The organism is Botrimarina hoheduenensis (genome assembly GCF_007859815.1).
GTDB lineage: Bacteria > Planctomycetota > Planctomycetia > Pirellulales > Lacipirellulaceae > Botrimarina > Botrimarina hoheduenensis.
This window is the reverse complement of sequence record NZ_SJPH01000001.1, coordinates 386,906-402,063: the sequence shown is the minus strand read 5'-3', so window position 1 is coordinate 402,063 and position 15,158 is coordinate 386,906. Positions and strand designations below refer to the sequence as shown.

Below are 15,158 nucleotides of genomic sequence, written 5' to 3'. Positions count from 1 at the left end.
CAGACGAACCAGCGGACAGACCGCTCCGCCCTGTGGCCCCCTAAATAGGGCACAGTAAACGGTTCCCCTGATGGTGACAGGTCGCTGTACCGCTGTCAATCAACTGACAGCTAAGCGTGTTATGCCACCGCAAAATAGTTTTCGCCCTCTAAGGCCCCCAACGGGGTCCTGCTTTAGTGGTAGTCGGCCAGAGGCATGGCGATCATCACCGCAGTCTTGGCCCCCTCACCCGAAGTGTGCTGAAAAAGTGCCCCCCGTACCACAAGGGTGCGCCTTACCGCCATCTGGCAGGAAAATCCCTCAAGAAGCTGCCAGTAATCTCTCACCCGCTATTGCTCGGTGCGGGCCCCGTTAAAACTTGGGGGGAGCCGCGCAGCGCCCCCGCGAGCTTTCGGACCCCGTCACGGAGAGGCGAGCGCCTATGCCGGTTGAGCTATTACACGCCGCTTGGCCGCACGTTGTGGCGTCCTACGCGACCGAGCGCTACGCCGCCCAATTGGCTCTGCCGGGCCCCCCCTTCGGTCCGCTCGGCAGAGCGGCGTGGATCGCTCCGAACCGTCATGCGGCTCGCGACGCGCGGCGCCGGGTGGTTGCCGCGGCGGGGGGGGCGGTCTGGCAGCCGGGTGTGCAGACGCTGGATTCGCTGGCGGCGGGGGTGCTCCGGCAAGGCCCGCCCCGGCGGCTCTCGTCGTCGGTGGCGCGGGCGCTCGCGGGGTCGCTCATCCAGCGTGGGCTGCAGGCAGGCCGCATCGAACCGCTCCGGCCACTTGCCGACACCCCGGCACTGGCGGGCTGGGTTGTGCGGCGTTGCCGCGAGCTGCGCGCCAAAGGGGTTCGGCCTCAGGCTGCCGCGAGCTACCTGGAACCCGAAGAAGGCGAAGCGGGAGTTGCGCTGGCGTGGGTCTATCGGGCCTACGCGGCGGAACTCGATCGTTTGGAACTGATGGACGAAGCGGCGATCGCGGCCGCCGCCACCGCAACGCTGCAAGATCTCCCCCGCGAGCAGCACGCCCGGTTAGTCGTGGTGCATCTTGGGGCCGACACCGTGACCGAAACCGCGGCTCCGCTGCTGCAAGTGATCGCACGGGCGGCCGCGGAGGTGCTCGTGATCATCCCGCAAACAGGGATACGGCCGACACCAGACGCCCTCGAGCTGAGCTTGGCAAGACTCACAAAGCTTTTCGGACAGCCGGTCACGAGCAAGGACCTCGGTACTGGCTCGCCCGACAAGGCGGCGGTGCCGGCGCTCGCCCCCGTGGTTCATCGCTTTCATGCGGAAGAAGGCCGCGCCGACACGATCCCCCCCCACGCAGCGGAGCCCGCCGAATTGCTCCGGGCGAAAGACGCGCTGGAGGTGCTCGCAGCACGCAATGAGCAAGAGGAAACGCGGCGCGTTGTCGGCCGCGTGAAGGGCTGGTTGCAGAGCACTCCCGATCTGCTTGGCGATCTGTCGGAGGTTGTCATCGCGATCCCCACGGCCGCTTACGCCGAACGGCTCCGCGGCGAGCTGCTAGCCGCGGGAGTTCCCGCTTGGCTCAGCACCGGCCCGCCGCTGAGACGCTCTGCTTGGACCCGGCTAGCGCTGGAGCTGCTGCGACTCGACGCGAATGATTGGGCCTATGACGACGTGCTCCAGCTGCTCCGCCGCGGAGACCTTCACCAACTGGGGCCTGTCAGCGCACTGCGCGATGCCGAAAAACTGATCCGGCGGCGTGCCGCCCCAACCGGGCGGGTTCACTTGGCGGTGGAGGCTGACGATCAGGCCGCCAAGCCCGGCCTTGCGCCGCTGGCCCTGCTGACGGAAGTGCTCGACGGGCTACCCACAACCGCGACGCCGTGCGCCTGGCTCGCAGCGCTCGAGAAGGCAACTCAGCGTCTGGGCGCAAAGGCGGCTCATCACCAAGGAGAAACCGCGCGCTTCGAGCAAAGTGTCCGCGACGCGCTGTTGCGCGGAGCCGCCGAGATCGAAACGCTGGCGCGCTGGGGCGGCACCCCGCCACCGAGCTGGCGACGCAGCGACTTCCTCGCTTGGCTGGAAGTGACCGCCGAAACGCAGCGCTTGCCGCCCGCGCCCGAGCGGCAAGCGTGCGTGCGAGTCGTTTCGTACGCCGAGGCCGCCACGCTCTGCGTTCGCCGGTTGGTGGTCGTCGGACTGAGCGAACAGGCCTTGGCGGGCAACGCAACCGGCGACAACCCGTTGGGAATCGACCCGGCTGGGCTCGGGCTGAAAGAGCTGCTGGCCCGCCCCACCGAAGCCGTGCTGCTGTCCTACGCGGCTCTAGACGACAAGGGGCAGACCCTTCGGCCTAGCCCTTGGGTGGACGATCTTGAGCAGCTGTTCCCGCCCGGTGTTCTCCGCCGCGACCACAACCTGCTGGGAGTCGTCGATGCCGACGCGGGTCCGGTTACGGCGCGTGGTTGGCGGCTCTTAGCGACACAAGACGCTCTGGCCGAGGGCCCCGCGGGTCGCAGCGATCGCCGAATGCTGGCCAGCCTAGCGCGGCATGGCGGCACGGCCGCGGAGGCCGCGATTGCCGGCCTGAAAATTGTGCGCGCTCGCGCACAGGGAGACACGTTGGGCCCCGTCGAGGGGCGACTGCTCACGGCCGAGCCGCTGCTCAGCACCCGCTTCGGCCCCGACCACCTGTGGAGTGCCACACAGCTCGAACGGTACGCGGCATGCCCCTTTCAGTTCTTCGCGCACGATGTGCTCGAAGCGGAGCCTGCCGACGAACTGCGTCTGGCAACCGATCCTCGTCGGCGGGGCTCGCGCCTGCACGAGTTGCTTGCCAAGCTGCACGCCGCCATCGAGGACGGCGCAGCCACACCGGAAATCTTTCGCGCCGAACTCGATCGGCTGATTGCCGAAGTCGCCCACAGCGGCGGATTGCCCGAGCATCAGCGTGCCCTCGCAGCGATCGAACGGCTACAGCTCGCCAAATGGCTAGAAGCCTATCCCGACCAATCGGCCAAGTACCTGGACCGTTGGCGAGATCTCGACGAACCGCTGATGCCGGCGATGTTCGAGGCGCGGTTTGGTCCGCCACGCAACCAGACCGATGAACCGCAAGACCACGACCCGCACTCCAAAGACACGCCTCTGGAGCTCGAACTGCCGGGAGTCGGCACGGTGTTGGTACGGGGCTCGATCGACCGGATCGATCGGGGAAAAACGGGCGGCACCACGGTCTTTAGCGTGATCGATTACAAGTCGTCGCGCGAGATGAGTGTCAAAGAAGAACACGTTCGGCGGGGAACACAGCTTCAGCCAATTCTCTACGCCTTGGCCGCGCAGCAAGTGCTGCTGAGCGATAGCCACACGGAACCGATCGCCATCGCGGCAGGTTACTGGGTGATCCGCAAGGAAAAGAAACAGCAGGTCATCTGGGAGCCGATCGCGGGACTTGCTGATCTGAACCAACCGCTGAAGGCAAACCAGGCGTGGAAACCAAAACCGTCGGAGGCCTGGGAGCAGGCCGTCCAGATGGTGCACGAGCGGATCGCGGCGATCGTCCAGAACGTCCGGAGCGGCGACTTTGGTGTCCGGCCGGCCGACAAGAAAACGTGCGAGTACTGCGACTACCGCACGGCCTGCCGGGTCGCGCAGGCCCGGGCCGTCGGCAAGCTGCCCGACGTGGAAGAAACCGATCCTCGTTCTCACGGAAGTGCGTCATGAGCCTCCAGCCCTACACCGACGAGCAATCCGCGGCGCTGGCGGCGCGCGCGGTGAGCGTCGCGCTGGACGCCGGAGCCGGCTGCGGCAAGACCTTCGTCTTGACCGAACGATTCTTGGCCTATCTCGACCCGGGGGCTTCCGCGGAGCCCGCCGAACAGCGGCTCAAGCAGATCGTGGCGATCACCTTCACGGAAGCGGCCGCAAGCGAACTGCGGGCCCGCATCCGCCTGCGCTGTCAGCAGCGACTCGCAGCAGCGGAGCCTGCCGACCGTGACGGATGGCGACATTTAATCCGCGCGCTCGATGCGGCACGGGTCTCGACAATCCACTCGTTCTGCGCGGGGCTGGTCAGGGAATATGCGGTCGAGTTGGGAATCGATCCGGCCTTTCGGGTGCTCGATCCGGCTGACGCGACCGTGCTGCTGGGACAAGCGATCGACGAGACGCTGCGCGAGGCGCTCGCCAACGCGATGGACGAGAACGAGGTGTTGCTGCTGCGATTGGCCGCGGACCTCGACGTGACGCGGCTAAGAGACGCGATCGAATGCCTTGCCGAGGCGGCGCACGAAACCGGTTTCGCGGCGTGGCTCAAGCGTTCTCCCCAACAGAGTGTCGAGGCTTGGTGTCGTGTGTACGCCACTGAGATTGTGCCCGACGCATTGCGGACGGTGCGTGAGTCAGCGTGCTGGCAGAACCTGAAAGAACTGCTGCCGTTGATGACCCCCGACGACGAACGGGCCGATTTCATCCATGAAATGCGGTCGGCGATTGCCGCGGCGGAAAAAAAGGGGGCCGGTGTGGAAGCGTTCGATGGCCTGAGGCCCACAGTGCAGCTTGAACGCAAGACCGACAGGGGAGGCAAGAAGCGGCTGTTTCTCGATCGGCACTTTGCCGACACCGCCGACCGGGCGAAAATCGCAGAAGAAGTGAAAGCGGTCAGAAAGCTCGTCGAAGACACCCCGCCCCTGGCAGATGAGCAAACCCTGTTGATCGCCGCAGAAGCCGCGCACCGGTTGCAGAAGATCGGAGCCGAGGCGGCGCGGAGGTTTCGTGCCGCCAAGCGCCGACGCGGCGTGCTGGACAACGATGATCTGCTGACCGAGGCGCAACGGCTACTTACCGATCCGCCGCATCAACCGCTTGCCGACGACATCAGCCAGAGTGTTCAGATGCTGATGGTGGATGAGTTTCAGGATACGGATCCCGTGCAGACCAAGATCGTGCGGGCGATCGCCGGCGCGACGCACGACACGGGCGGGTTGTTCTTGGTGGGCGACTTCAAGCAATCGATCTATCGGTTCCGCGGCGCGCAGCCACGCGTGTTCCGTGAGATTCGCGAGAAACTGCCCGCGGCGGGGCGTTTGCCCCTGTCGATGAACTTCCGCAGCCAGCCCGGGGTGATTGACTTCGTCAATACGTTGTTCGCTCCGGCGTTCGGTACGGCCTACCAGCCGCTACGCGCGCGACGGCTTCAATTGACCGAGCGGCCCTGTGTCGAGTTCCTGTGGACTCCCCGGCCCGATCCCCCCGGGGACCGACAAAAACCCTCTGCCGATCAGTGCCGGCGGGCCGAGGCACGCAGCATTGCCGCCCGGCTGCAAGAGCTGCTCAGCGCCGAGACGCCGGCGGTGGTGGATGACCGAAGCGGACAGCCGCGAGCAGCTCGTCCGGGCGATATTGCCCTACTCTTCCGCAGCCACAGCGACATGGGTTTGTATGAAGACGCGCTGCGCGAGCAGGGAATCGACTATTACGTGGTCGGCGGTCAGGCCTTCTATTCGCAGCAAGAGGTTTACGACATCGTCAACCTGCTCCGCACGGTAGACAGCCGCGTGGACGAGATTGCGACCCTGGCGGTCTTGAGGAGCCCGCTGTTTGCCTTAGAAGACGAAACCCTACTCCGGCTGGGGCAGCAGGGTTCGCTTGCCGGTCAGACCCCGGGCTTCAAAGCGCCGGCGGGTATCGACCCGACCCAAGCCGCCGCGGTCGAACGGGCCGCCGCGACGCTTACTCGGCTCAAAGCAATCAAGGATCGGGTCCCTGTGGCTGAGCTGATCACAACCGCGATCGAAGCCACGGGCTACGATGCGGCTTTGCTGGCCGACTTTCTGGGGCAGCGCAAGCTGGCCAACCTCGAGAAGCTCATCGAACAAGCGCGCCAGCACGACGCGACGGGCGGAGATTTGGCGGGATTCTGTCGGCGTCTGACGCGGTTCACCAATGCGACGCAGCCCCCCAAAGAGGCCCCCGCCTCGACAACTACCGACGCACAAGATGTCGTGCGGCTGATGACCTTTCACGCGTCGAAGGGGTTGGAGTTTCCGATCGTGGTGCTAGCCGATCTCGATCGCAAGGGGAACGCCCGCGGACAAAACGCTGCCTATACGCCAGATCTGGGGCCCGTGCTGAAGCTCCCCGACGAGGACGGCAAGGGGCTCACGGGCGACGGCCTTTATCGTCTTCGTGAGAAGCGAGAAGAAGAACAAGAAGACCTCCGCTTGCTCTATGTGGCATGCACCCGAGCCGCTGATCGGCTGCTCCTCTCGGCGTGCCTTGAAGACTTTGACGCGCCACAGGGAGTGTTTCTCAAGCAAATCGCGAGTCGCTTTGATCTGGCAAGCGGAGCGCTGCGGGCCACGAACGACCCGGCTAACCCCGCTGCCGCTTCGGAAACGGCCGAAGCGGAGCCGCTGGTGAGCGTGACCCCCGTTGCGGTGGAGACTAGCGGGCGCCGTGAGGCCGCGCGGCGGGGCTTGGACCGTGCGCTCGACTCGCTCGGCAAAGGGGGCCCGGCCCCCGCTAGCCTTGCCCCGATCTCGCTCAAGCAAGCGGAGACGCTGTACTCCGTGTCACGCTTAAACGGCAGTCTCCAAGCGTTTGCTGATGCGGACGAGACCGCGCTGGCGGAACCGGCGACGAAGCCCACCGTGATGCGCGCTAACGCTATCGATCCGCTGGGCTTCGGAACGCTCGTCCACGCCATTCTCGAGCACATCGATCCGCAAGACAAAACAGGGGCGTACCACACGCAATCGGCCCAACAGGCCGCCCTGCTCGCCGCTGAACTGGCACCGCGTTACTTGCTTAAAAACGCCGAAGCGGCGGCTGACGAAGCAACCAAGCTCACCCAACAATTCTTGCTCTCGCCGCGTTGGGAGGCGATGCGCCGCTCAGTGCGATTGGAGCGCGAAGCCGAGTTTTTGCTCCGCTGGAAGACCCCCAAAGCCGGGCCCCGCTGCCTGCTGCAGGGCTACCTCGACGCCGCCTATTGCGACGAAAGCGGCAATTGGCGGATCGTTGACTACAAGACGAATCACCTTGAGGACGGACCCGCATCCCTCGCCCAGGCTGCGGAGCTTTATCGCTTTCAGCTCTCGCTCTATGCGCTGGCGATGGAGCGCTCGCTCGGAATCAGCCCCGTCGAACTGGTGCTGTGTTTTTTACGCCCGGGCGTGGAAGTACGGATCACCTGGGACGAAGCCGCGCGCGCTCGGGCTGTTGAGGCGGTGAACCTAGCCATCGCCGCCTCGTCTGGTGAGGATAGTCGGCCGCTGAATCTGATTGCCTTGGTCTGAACCCGGTTGCGTATCGATGGACCCCCAACGTTCGTTTGCCGTTGACGTTGTGCGACGCTTGCGCAAGGCGGGGCACGAGGCGCTGTGGGCTGGCGGTTGCGTCCGCGACGCGCTGCTCGGCAAAACCCCTAAAGACTACGACGTCGCCACCGACGCTCAGCCGGATCGTGTCCGCGCGCTTTTCGGCAAGCGACAGACGGTGCCGGTCGGGGCGGCCTTCGGCGTCATGACGGTGCTGGGGCCGCGCGGGGTCAGCCCGATCGAGGTGGCCACTTTTCGGACCGACGGGTCGTACTCGGATGGCCGTCGGCCCGATGCCGTGCGGTTCAGCAATGCCGAAGAGGACGCCAGCCGTCGCGACTTTACCATCAACGGGCTGTTCTACGATCCGCTCGACAATCGGGTGATCGACTATGTCGGTGGACAGGCGGACCTGGAACTGCGGATTGTGCGTGCGATCGGCAACGCCGAGGAACGCATCGCCGAGGATAGGTTACGGATGCTGCGCGCGGTGCGCTTTGCCGCGACGCTGGGCTTTGCGCTAGACGAGGCGACGCTGGCGGCGGTTCGCAAGAGCGCCGACCAGATCTCGGTGGTTAGCGCCGAACGGATCGGTGCCGAACTCAAGCGGATGCTAACCAACCCGCGCGCTGCCGACGCCCTGCGCCTGCTCGCCACAACCGAGCTCTTACCAGAAGTGCTGCCCGAAGCCGACCCGTCGGCCGGGTCAGAGCGGCTGGCAAGGATCGCCCAGCGCGCCTCACCGGACGAGACATCGGCCTCGTTGGGATTGGCCGCGGTGCTGCTGGGCAAAGCATCGCCCGGCGCAGGCACCGCAGCGGCCCGACGGCTCAAATGGACCGCCAAGGAAGCGGAAGCCACCGGCTGGCTGCTAGAGAACACCGATCGGTTGGCTCCCGCGTGTGCAGCCGCGTGGTCCGCGTTGCAACCCCTGCTTGCCGGCCCCAAGGGGCCCGACCTGGTGCGGCTCTATGCGGCTACCGATCGGGCCCTTGTCGATGTGATCGAACACTGCCAAGAGCGTTTGGCCTGGCCGGCCGATCGGCTGGACCCGGTGCCGCTCGTGGTGGGAGCTGACCTGATCGCGGCGGGGCTCAAGCCGGGACCCCGCTTCTCGGAGTATCTTCGCGAGGCCCGTGCGGCGCAGCTGGACGGCGTGGCCGCCACGAAACAGGCTGCGCTCGCCCTGTTGGGGCTGGATTGACGACAAGCGGGCACGCCCTCATCTGTTGCCGCTAGCGGCAACGGGGTCTAGGATCCGCTGCGTAAAGCTGGCCGTCCGCTGGAAGGCCGTCAACGACTTACCTCGAGACCCCTATGGAAACCCCGTTTCTCTTTGCCGCCGCCCTGCCGGTATTTGATAGCGAGTACTTCATTGCGCTCTTATCACGTGTGGCTCACACGACCTGCGCGGCTACGCTCTTCGGAGGGCTAATCTACTTGCGGTTTGTGCTCGCTCCGGCTGCGGCCGAGTCGAGCGATCCGGCCGGGGTCGCGTTCGCGGGACGGCGACGTGCCTGGGCCGGCTGCGTCGCCATTTGCACGGCGCTGCTGCTGACCAGTGGAATCTACAACCTGCTGCAGTTCACGCGTGCTTACGAGAATCTGCCGAAGCTGTATCACCCGCTCTTCGGAGTGAAATTTTTGTTGGCGCTGGCGGTCATGGCGATCGCAGCGCTATTAGCCGGCAAGACGAAGCTGGCAGTCCGGCTGCAGGGATCGCTGAAGTTTTGGAGCGGCGTGGCGCTCAAGCTAGCAGTAGCGGTGTTCGTCATCAGCGCCATGCTGCGTTCCTTTCGCGATCTGCCCGACGCTCGGCAAGCCGCCGTTTCCATAGACGTCGCCCCCGCTTTTTCCGAAGATAGCACGATCGAATTGGTTGAACCGATTCGCGATTAGCCAACTGCTTGCTGCCAAAGCTAACCGCTCCTTAAAAGTAGCGATCAGGCTATCAGCTACCCGCGTTGCCCCCTGAAGTCTTCTCTCCCTTCCCTCTCCGAGCCATGGACAAGAAAGCCAAGAAACGCGCCGAGGTGCTCCGCAAGAAGATCGACAGCCTGCAGCACCGCTTGAACGGCGCCCGCGAACAGATGGACGATCCGGATGAGGTCACGGACCTCGAAGACGAGATTTCGGCAGCCAAGGAAGAACTGTCCGAGATCAAAAACAGCTAGATCTCCGCGTCGCCGAGCGTGGGAGCAGGCTCCCACGCTCGGGGCGTTTGGAATAATTGTCGGCAGCGCCGGCTTTCTTTAGCGGGTTGCTTCGGTGGGCGTCTGGGCGATCTGAGGCGTGGCTGTGCCCGGGGAGTAGACCGCGGGTTCGTCGGCACCGTCGCCGTCCCAGTCACCCGCCACGGGCAGTGTCAGCATCCGCCCGGAGTCGTCTGCCAGGGCCTCGCCAAAGGCGGTGTCGCGCTCGTCGAGCAGCTGATCGCTGTTGCTGTCGATCAACCATTGGCCCGCTCGGTAGACACCGAGCTGATCGATCCCGTCACCGTTCCAGTCGCCGACCACCGGATGGTCTCCCGCGGCACCAAAAGCAACTTGGCGATCGGTTTCATCGATCCGCCCGTCGCCGTTCGAGTCGAGAGTCCACTTGCCGTCGCGGAAGACGCCGATGGTGCGGATCCCGTCACCGTTCCAGTCGCCGGCGATCGCAACGTCTCCCACCGTTCCGTAATGGAAGACGTGATCGATGCGGTCTGCGCGTTGGCCCTCGCCGGTTGGCTGACGGAGCAGCCGCGCGCCGCTGGTGGCGTCCTCCGCCGTGGGCGGCACGTTCTTTAGCTTGTTAGCCAACGGTCCGGGCCAGTTCGCCGCGTCGGGCAAACCGGGATCACGCGGAATGGCGTGCGGGTCGAGCGGCCAAGCCGGTCCGAAGATGCCGATATCGGTTTTTCCGTCACCATCCCAGTCGCCGGTGACGGGTTGGTCGTCGCGCGATCCGAGCTGGGCCCAAAGATCGTTGCGGTCCCAGCGTCCATCGCCATCGAGGTCGAGGTACCAATCACCTTCAAGGAACACCCCGATGTCCGTCACCCCGTCACCGTCCCAGTCGCCTGAAACCGGAACCGCCTTCGGATGACCGAACACGAGGTCTCGCAGGTCCGCATCCTCAGCATCGCCGGCAAGCAGACGCCATTTGGCACGTTGCAGCTCTTGCTCCGAGCGGTCGGCTCCCGACCAAGCCGAATCGGCGGCCGACATCGATGCAAAACGCAGCACACGGGCGTCTCCGTCGGTGTACTCGCGCGGCTGCCCCCCGTTGATGACGCTTAGGTGCCACGTGTAGCCGATCGCTTGACTCGAACCGCCGAAGATGTCCTCCGGCTCGACCGCGGGCAGGGTCAACGCACGGGGGCGGAGCCGCGTTGGCCCCACCGGTGGCGTAAGCAACGGGTTCGGCGGCGTCGGCGGAACCGGGTCTTCCGGCGGAATGTACTGCCCACGCCGGCTGACCTCGCTGAAGTTGTTCTCGTAGGAGAAGTCACCCGGTTGCAGCCGGATTGAGAACAGCGCGTCGTTACCAAACTGGTCGCGGAAGTCGTTGATCTGAGCGAGTTCGTCATCCGAGTAACGTACTTCGGTTCCGTCGGCAGTCATCCGGAAGATCGGCCGATCGAACGGCGGCGTGAGGGCTTCGGTGTCGGCGTTCACCGGCAACCCGCCCAACGTGCCGGGCGTATCGATGCCGTCGTGCAGGCCGGTTGCCGAAACCTGCACTACGCCGAACGAACCGCTCCCCAGGCCGCGGAACTCGTAGTAGCCCGCGGCGTTGGTGACGGCGGTCACATACGGCCCTTCGTAGTAGCCCGGCAGGGTATCCTCGGGACTGACCGGCTCGCCCGAGACGCCGTTGACCAGCATCATCGTGACGCCCGCCAGCGGGGTATCGTCGGCGGTGCGCAAGCCGTCACGCAATCCCGAGACGTCGCGCGGCAAGGGCGTTAGCGAGAAAATCGGCGGGCCATCGATGAATACATAGCCGGAGAGCCCCGCGGGCGGCGTCTCGCAGAAGTTGTAATCCACCAAGACCTGCCCTGACCCGATCTCGATATCACCCACGCTATTTGAGCCAAAGCGTGATCCGCCCCCGATCGGGAAGCTCACGTCGCCGTTGAAGTAGCCTTCCGGCTGGATCTGCTGCACGCCGTACTGCCCAGGGCGCAGGTTATCGAAGCGATAGAAGCCGTTGGCGTCGGTGAGAGTGGTCGCGATCACCACCCCGGTGGCGTTTACTAGTTCGATCGTGACATTCGCCAAAGCGACGTCGGTTCCCAGGCCATCGCAGTCGCCGTCCGTCACGCTCCAAACGTGGCCGGACAGGCTGCCGGGCAGTAGCTCGCCGAAGTTGTACTGGGTCGCAAATTGACCGTAGGCGAGCATCGCACCGGTCAGAAGATCGTTGGCTACCTCGCCGCCGTTGGAACCGATCGTGTCTTTGCCGTCGAGGTACGAGGTTGGTTGCGTTTCGCGGACGCCCCACTTGCCGGCATCGAGATTGAGGAATTCGTAGTAGCCCTCGGCGTTGGTGACGGTCGTCACGCCCGTGGCGATCCCTGCCGCGTTGAGCAACTCGAGCGTCACTCCGGCGATCGGATTCTCTGCGGGATCGAAAACGCCGTCGTCGTCGGCGTCGTGATAGACATAGCCCGACAGCCCGGCACCGACGTGCTCGCAGAAGTCGTAGTTAACGGCGTCTTGCCCCGACCCCAGAGCGATCCCCGCCACAAGATCGTTCGAGACCGTGCCCCCGGCGGTGCCAGCTCGCTCGCCACCGTCGTAATAGCCTGCGGGCTGGAGCTCGCGAACCTGGTACTCACCGGGTGCCAGATTCTCGAAGCGATACTCGCCCTGAGCGTCGGTCGTGGTGGTTTGTAGGAGCTGCCCGTCTTTCGAGAGCAACTGGATCACGACACCCGAGAGCAACTGATCCGGGTTGTCGAAATCGCAATCGTCGTCGGTGTCAGCATGCACCCGGCCCGCGATGCTGCCGGGCAGGAGTTCGCCGAAGTTGTACTCCGTGGCGTTATCACCGTAGTCGAGTGTGATCTCGCAGATCATGTCGCCCGGATTGTCTGCCGCTCCGCCCAGACTGCCCGGCGTATCCAAGCCGTCGAGCCATTCCGCCGGCTGGACTTCCATCACGCAGTAAGTACCGGGTGCCAGGTTGCTGAACTGGTACCGGCCTGTCTCGTCAGTTACGGCACGTTGCCCCGTATCGGTCCCGTCGCCGCGCAACAATTTGAGCGTCACGCCGGCGATCGGCTCCTCGCCGGGATCGCGTGAGCCCTCGTTGCTTCGGTCGTGGTAGACGTACCCCGAGAGATTAGCGCCGATGTGCTCGCAGAAATCGTAATCCGTGGCTTGCTGGTCGGATCCCAAGCGGATCTGACTTATGAGGTCATCGGTGGCCACTCCGCCGGCGGTGCCAACGTGCTCGTCGCCGTCGTAGTAGCCAGCGGGCTGTTGTTCGCGCACCTGGTACTCGCCGGGCGCGAGTGAGTCGAAGCGGTATCGACCGTTGATGTCGGTTGAGGTCACCGCGATCACAACGCCTTGAGCGTTGAGCAGCTCGATCACGACGCCTTGCAACGGCGTATCGTCTTCGGGGGTGCTGCAGTCGCCATCCGGCGATGCGTGCACCAAACCGGCGATGCTGCCGGGCAACAACTCACCAAAGTTATTGTTGATCGAACGGTCGCCATAGGCGAGCGAGATGCCTTGGATGCGGTCGTTCGAGACCGTTCCCCCCCGCGAACCGGCCGTATCTTTGCCGTCAAGGTAGTTCTCGGGCTGCGTTTCCCGCACGCCCCACACACCGGCTTCAAGATCGGCAAACTCGTAAAAGCCTGCCGCGTTGGTGACCGTTGTCCGGCCCGTTGGATTTCCCGCGGCGTCGAGCAACTCAAGGGTCACGCCAGCGATCGGCTGCTCGGCCGTGTCATACACGCCGTCGTCCGAGCGGTCGTGATAAACGTAACCTGAGAGGCGCGCCAGCTCGAGCTGTTTCGCGCGGGCGACCGCCCCCGCGGTGCGGTCGCTCTTGTCGTCGGTCAACTCGTAGGCGTCGCTGGGAAGCTTGGTCAGTTCCGCTCCAGCGGCCGACTCTTCGCGGGCAAAGTTATCGTCAAAGGCGTCCCAATAGGTGCCTGTCAGTTGCAGATCAACGTGCCCCGGTGCCGAGAAGTTGCCGACGAGTTTGCTGCGTTGGAACTCGCCACCTTCGACCAGGGCGTTGGTATCGACGGTTGCTCCATCCACGAACTGAGCCTCATCGACATCGATCGAAAAGACCAGCTCTTCGCCCGCCTCGAAGCCGCTAAAAGTGAACGCGATCTGCGATCCGCCATCGAGCACCTCGACGCCGGTTACCTGGAAACCCTCCGTCGCAACGATCGTCAGCCCCACCGCACCAAATGAACCGGGATCCGACGAGCTGATGTCGAAGAACAAGTCACCCGAGGTGAGACCGTCGCCCAGCTTGTCGCCATCAATCACGAGGCGATCGAGCGTCGTGCCAGCGGCACCGCCGACGAACGATACCTGGAGAATGTCGGCCTCGCTATCGTCGCCGGTGGCCTCTTCAAAGTAGACCGACCCCAGCAGCACGTCGGCCGCCAGCAGCCGCCGCTCCTCGCACATCTCAATGCGTGAACGGCGCGGACCTACCGCTAGGCGTTTGGCGCGAATCGCGGCCCCCGAAGAGCGGCGACGGAGCAACGAGCTAAAGAATCCCACAGGTTTCCTCCCTGAAACCTCGGTCAGCGGATCGTAAATTCGACGTGTGTCGGAGCGTGTCGGTTGGCTTGTAGCGTTATCGGCGTACTTCGGCGGTTGGCTTCGCGGCAGTGGCGGCGGCACCGGTCAACGGATCCGTGTTCCATACGCGTACGGTCGTGTCGAACGCTGCGGAAACAAGCGTTCGACCGTCTGCCGAAACCGCCAGCGAGGCGATGGTTCCTGTATGCCCCGTCAGCACAGCAAGTGGCGACACTCGGCCGACATCCCACACGGTGATCGTGTTGCCGGTTCCGCCGACGGCCAAGAGGTCGTCGGTAACGAATGCCACAGCGTGCGCTTTACCGGGGCGGATGAGCAATTCTTCCGGCGTGGGACCACCGGGCTGCGAGAGCGCGACAGCGTCTAGTCGCCAGAGCCGCACGGCGGGGCCATCGCCGCCCGTGGCTAGCACCGGCGCGTTGGGCGCAAACGCCACGGAACGGATCCGGCGGCCATCGCTCGGCAAGTCACGCGGCCCGCCGCTATCTTCCAGGTCCCACAGCCGCACCGTGCCGTTGCGTCCGGCCGCGGCGATCCACCGTCCGTCGGGCGAGATCGCTACTGTGCGTGTGTCTTCGCACGCGCAGCCGTAGCTCGCCAGTTCATCGCCCGAGTCCAGATCGATCAGCCGCAGCTTGTCGCCGAAGCCAACGGTTGCTAAGCGATTCTTGTTGGGATAGAAGGCAACGGCCTGCAGCGGCCCGCCGCCGTGACGAACAAGCAGGGGCTCGCCAGCGCCCGACACCGTCCACAAACGCAGCGCGTGATCGGCACCGACCGAAGCCAGCATCTGACCGTCGGAGGAAAAACGGGTGGCTCGCACCCAATCGCGGTGCGCGGCAATCTGACCAACCTGCTGGCCCGTTTGGGCATCCCAAAGCCGAACAAGATGATCGTCGCAGCCAGCGGCGATGAGACCGCCACGCGGAGAAATCGACAGACCCGTCGGCACGGCGTGATGAGCGCCGTCGACAGTTGGTAGCTGAAGTGTCAGCCGCGCAGAGCAGGTTCGCTCCGCCGTCGCTTCGTTGCCCACTGCTAGCAGACAAACCGCTAGCGCAACGGACTGCCGTGACAACAAAATGAGGGCTTTGGGCAACA

The 15,158-nt window shown here is 64.8% G+C and carries 7 protein-coding genes; 5 read left to right on the top strand and 2 right to left on the bottom strand.

The features are described from left to right. The first annotated feature begins 421 nt into the window (after positions 1–421). The 5 genes from Pla111_RS01535 to Pla111_RS17085 all read left to right on the top strand — a co-directional run bounded on the left by Pla111_RS01535 (position 422) and on the right by Pla111_RS17085 (position 9,446). Positions 422–3,676 (top strand): PD-(D/E)XK nuclease family protein, encoded by a 3,255-nt coding sequence (locus Pla111_RS01535; RefSeq protein WP_146570695.1) that lies wholly within the window; start codon positions 422–424, stop codon positions 3,674–3,676. After that, positions 3,673–7,251 carry a UvrD-helicase domain-containing protein gene (locus Pla111_RS01530; protein ID WP_146570693.1) on the top strand — a complete coding sequence of 1,193 codons (3,579 nt, stop codon included), beginning with the start codon at positions 3,673–3,675 and terminating at the stop codon, positions 7,249–7,251. Before Pla111_RS01535 ends, Pla111_RS01530 begins: the two co-directional genes overlap by 4 nt. Before the next feature lie 16 nt (positions 7,252–7,267). Continuing rightward, positions 7,268–8,476: a CCA tRNA nucleotidyltransferase gene (locus Pla111_RS01525; protein ID WP_146570691.1), complete on the top strand. Its 1,209-nt coding sequence runs from the start codon at positions 7,268–7,270 to the stop codon at positions 8,474–8,476. Between the two features lie 113 nt (positions 8,477–8,589). Continuing rightward, positions 8,590–9,171: a hypothetical protein gene (locus Pla111_RS01520; protein ID WP_146570689.1), complete on the top strand. Its 582-nt coding sequence runs from the start codon at positions 8,590–8,592 to the stop codon at positions 9,169–9,171. A gap of 104 nt (positions 9,172–9,275) precedes the next feature. Then, on the top strand, positions 9,276–9,446 hold the full coding sequence (locus tag Pla111_RS17085) for a hypothetical protein (protein ID WP_197524660.1): 171 nt from the start codon (positions 9,276–9,278) through the stop codon (positions 9,444–9,446). Positions 9,447–9,524: 78 nt separating this feature from the next. Here the strand turns inward: Pla111_RS17085 and Pla111_RS01515 are convergent, their stop codons facing one another. Next, positions 9,525–14,015 carry an SdrD B-like domain-containing protein gene (locus tag Pla111_RS01515; protein WP_146570686.1) on the bottom strand — a complete coding sequence of 1,497 codons (4,491 nt, stop codon included), beginning with the start codon at positions 14,013–14,015 and terminating at the stop codon, positions 9,525–9,527. 76 nt (positions 14,016–14,091) lie between these two features. Continuing rightward, a complete protein-coding gene (locus Pla111_RS01510; protein ID WP_146570684.1) occupies positions 14,092–15,156 on the bottom strand; it encodes a WD40 repeat domain-containing protein in 1,065 nt (354 codons plus the stop codon). Between the last annotated feature and the right edge of the window lie 2 nt (positions 15,157–15,158).

Bases quoted from the DNA above. Each gene is read 5' to 3' on its own strand.
- Pla111_RS01520 (WP_146570689.1), top strand. From the start codon at position 8,590: ATGGAAACCCCGTTTCTCTTTGCCGCCGCCCTGCCGGTATTTGATAGC.
- Pla111_RS17085 (WP_197524660.1), top strand. From the start codon at position 9,276: ATGGACAAGAAAGCCAAGAAACGCGCCGAGGTGCTCCGCAAGAAGATC.
- Pla111_RS01535 (WP_146570695.1), top strand. From the start codon at position 422: ATGCCGGTTGAGCTATTACACGCCGCTTGGCCGCACGTTGTGGCGTCC.
- Pla111_RS01525 (WP_146570691.1), top strand. From the start codon at position 7,268: ATGGACCCCCAACGTTCGTTTGCCGTTGACGTTGTGCGACGCTTGCGC.
- Pla111_RS01530 (WP_146570693.1), top strand. From the start codon at position 3,673: ATGAGCCTCCAGCCCTACACCGACGAGCAATCCGCGGCGCTGGCGGCG.